Here is a 3,630-nt window from a genome sequence, read left to right as displayed (position 1 = left end):
CCCTGCTGCCGCTGGTGGTGCCGCTCGCGCACTGGGCGGTGCGGTTCGAGAACCCGCCCGCGGCGCTGGACGGGGCGCCCGGCCTGGTACGGGTGCTGCTCGCGGCCGCGCTCATCGGCGGTGGACTGCTGGCGCTGACCGTCGCAGGTCTGGGGACCGGGATCTTCACCCTGCTCGGGCTGCTCTCGGTCCTGGCCGGGCTCGTACTNCGGGGGGCCCGCCGCTGCGCTGTAGCGGCGGCAGGCCCGCGGGGATCCCGGTTTGACGGTCTCTTGGGGCGATGCGGACGGACCGGGAGCGGCGTGTCGGGTAGACCGGGGTCATGGATCCCACTCGCATCGCCTACGAGCGGCGCGGCCGGGGGCGCACCCTGCTGCTCCTGCACGGCCTGGGGGACCGGCGGCAGAGCTGGACGGGTGTGATGCGTCGGCTCGTCGACTCCTACGAGGTCGTCTGCGTCGACCTTCCGGGTTTCGGCGCCACGCCCGCGCCGCCGATCGGTGAGCCCTACAACGTTCACTCCATGACCGAGACCGTCCGGGAGTTCTGCGAGCTGCACGGGCTTGAGCGTCCCCACCTGGCAGGGAACTCGCTCGGCGGCTCGATCGCCCTGGAGCTGGCCACCCGGGGCGCCGCCGGTTCGGTCACCGTGTTCTCTCCTGCCGGGTTCTCCGACCGGGCCGCACGCATGGGCATGCACACGGTCGGACGCCTGGCCGATGCGATATCGCGACTGCCCCCCGACGCCAAGGAACGCCTGGCCGACACCCCGCCGGCCCGCGCCGCCGCCCGGGTGATGCTGCGAGGTGACCCGGCCTCGCCCGACGCGAAGGCCGCGCGGTTCGGGTTGAAGGGGCTGGAACCCGGGGCGCCGTACGTGCGGATGGTGCCGCGCATCGCCGAGTACTCGTTCGTGCAGCGTTACATCGACTGCCCCGTCACCATCGCCTGGGGCGACCGGGACCGCACCCTGCTGCCGTCCAGCGCCGTGCACGCCCACCAGCGGGTGCCCAACGCGCGGATGGTCTCGCTCATCGGCAGTGGCCACATCCCCATGGCGGACGATCCCGTCGCCGTTGCCGAGCANCGGCCACGCCCCGCGGCAGCCGCGGTGACCGACGCCGGGGCGCCGACTGCCCGCACCGACTCCGGCCGTACCCGGCTCCGGCGGCAACGGCCCGCACTGCCGCCGGGGCGGGCCGACCGCGGCTGTCCACAGCACGGAAACGGGGGGCTTCCGGCGCCGGGAGCGGGCCCGATACCGTTGGCGCGCACTCGATCACGACGGAGGAGAGGGCCGTTGACCCCACACCCCGCCCCCGGCGCGGCCGCATGGCTCCGGCAGGAGGAACACAGCCTGTACGCGTTCGCCAGGGCCTCCGCGGTTCCCGACGGTTTCGGCTGGCTCGACACCCGGGGCGCGGTCGTCGACGACCGGCCCACCGAGACCTGGATCACCGCGCGCATGACCCACGTCTTCGCCCTCGCCGACCTGCGTGGTGAACCCCGCGCGGGGCGCCTGGCCGACCACGGTGTGCGTGAGCTGGCCACGGGCCCGCTGCGCGACGCCGACCACGGGGGATGGCACGAGGCGGTGCCGGGCGAACCCGGTTCCGAGGGCCACAGGCAGCGGGCGCGCAAGGGCGCCTATCCGCACGCTTTCGTGGTGCTGGCTGCCGCCTCGGCCACCGTCGCGGGGCGTCCCGGTGCGCGTGACCTCCTGGCCCGGGCGCTCGGGGTGATCGAGGAGCACTTCTGGGACGAGGACGCCGGTGCCCTGCTGGAGAGCTGGGACCGTGCCTGGACGACCACTGAGGAGTACCGCGGCGCCAACAGCAACATGCACGCGGTGGAGGCTTTCCTCGCCGCGGCCGACGCCACCGGGGACCACCGGTGGACCCTCCGCGCCCTCCGCATCGCCGAACGCCTCGTGCACGGTGTCGCCCGCGAACACGGGTGGCGCCTGCCGGAGCACTTCACGCCCGATTGGCAGCCGCTTCCCGATTACAACCGGGACCAACCCGACCACCCCTTCCGCCCCTACGGCAGTACCACCGGTCACCTGCTGGAATGGTCCCGGCTGCTCGTCCACCTCGCCGTCGCGCTGGAACAGGCCGGGGAGGACGTGCCCTCCTGGCTGGAGGCTGACGCGCGTGCCCTATACGACCACGCTGCCGAGCGCGGCTGGAGAACGGACGGCAACGACGGGTTCCCCTACACCCTCGACTGGGCCGACAATCCCGTCGTGCGCGAGCGCATGCACTGGGTCGCCGCAGAGGCCACCCTGGCTGCCTGGGCCCTGGACCACCGCTTCGGGGAACATGGGCGTGCCGACCACTACGACCGCTGGTGGCGTTACGCGGCCCGCCACCACGTGGACACCGAGCACGGCGGGTGGCACCACGAGCTCGGCCCCGAAGGGCGCCCCGCCGACGGCGTCTGGTCGGGCAAACCGGACACCTACCACGCCTACCAGGCGGTCCTGATGCCCCAGGGTGTACTCGCGCCCTCGGTGGCCGGGGGCCTGGTGCCGGCCACGACACCGGGAGGGAACCCGTGAACGACCCGCGCCTCGTCGTGGTCGGCGAGAACGTCATGGACCTGCTGCCCACCGCACACGGCGCCGACGTGCTGCGCGCCGCACCGGGCGGGGGACCCGCCAACACCGCCGTGGCCGCGGTCCGCCTCGGCCTGCCCACACGGTTCCTCTCTCGGATCGGCAGCGACGAGTTCGGCACGCGGATCCGGGCCCGTCTGCTCTCGGAGGGGCTGGACGCCGACGGGCTCGTCGCGGCGGAGGAGCCTTCCGCCCTGGCCATGGCCACGTTCCGCGAGGACGGGTCGGCCCGGTACGACTTCCGCATGGCGGACGCCGCCGACTGGTTCTGGCGGCCCGGGGAACTGCCCGCCGAACTTCCGCCCTCGGTGGATGCGGTGCACGCGGCCTCCATCGCTCTGTTCCGTGAACCCGGGGCCACGCTCATCGAGGCGCTGATGAGCAGGGAGAAGGCCCGTGGTGAGGTGACGCTGAGCATCGACCCGAACATCCGCGAGCGCGTGATCGGTGATCCGGACACCGCCCGTGCGCTCGCGCTGCGCCACCTCGCGCAGGCGCATCTGGTCAAGGCCAGCGACGAGGACCTCGCGTACCTGTTCCCGGACCTCGGCGCGGAGCAGGCGGTGCACGCCGTCGCCGACCTGGGGCCGTCGCTGGTCGTGGCCACGCTCGGGGTGGAGGGAGCCCTGGCCGTCCGCAGGGGGGCGACAGGACCGGCCGAGGTGCGGGTGCCCGCCCCGGAGGTCTCGGTCGCCGACACGGTCGGGGCCGGGGACTCGTTCATGGGCGCGCTCCTGCACTGGCTCGACCACAACGGGTCGCTGGGGACGGACCCGGCCGCGCGCCTGGCCGGCCTGGGCGAGGAGGACCTGCGCGCGCTGCTCGCCCACGCCGCCGCGGCCGCCGGGCACACCGTCACCAGGGTCGGCGCGGACCCGCCGACCGAGGCGGAGCTGGGCGCGCCCGACCGCACCGGGTGAGGCCCCGCCGTTCGGGGATCTTGCTACTGGAGCCAATATCGGCGCCCTCGTGTTTCGCGGTTTTTGGAGTTGTGTCTGGTTCAAAGGAGCCCG

Annotated in this window: 2 protein-coding genes and 2 pseudogenes; all 4 read left to right on the top strand. The window is 73.8% G+C overall.

From position 1 onward, the window contains the following. Positions 1-224 (top strand): annotated as a pseudogene (locus D474_RS34325) (acyltransferase family protein); the annotation flags it as partial. A 98-nt stretch (positions 225-322) separates the two neighbouring features. Next, positions 323-1,084, top strand: a pseudogene (locus tag D474_RS31205) (alpha/beta fold hydrolase); the annotation flags it as partial. 216 nt (positions 1,085-1,300) lie between these two features. After that, the gene (locus D474_RS0119770; RefSeq protein WP_026118641.1) at positions 1,301-2,560 is read left to right on the top strand and encodes an AGE family epimerase/isomerase; all 1,260 of its coding nucleotides are present in this window, start codon (positions 1,301-1,303) and stop codon (positions 2,558-2,560) included. Next, complete coding sequence (locus D474_RS0119765; RefSeq protein ID WP_017615237.1) at positions 2,557-3,537, top strand: carbohydrate kinase family protein; 981 nt, start codon at positions 2,557-2,559, stop codon at positions 3,535-3,537. Before D474_RS0119770 ends, D474_RS0119765 begins: the two co-directional genes overlap by 4 nt. Positions 3,538-3,630: the final 93 nt, after the last annotated feature.

The sequence above is a fragment of the Nocardiopsis salina YIM 90010 genome, from assembly GCF_000341025.1.
Lineage (GTDB): Bacteria > Actinomycetota > Actinomycetes > Streptosporangiales > Streptosporangiaceae > Nocardiopsis > Nocardiopsis salina.
The sequence above is the reverse complement of the archived record's forward strand: the minus strand, read 5'-3'. Positions and strand labels throughout refer to the sequence as shown.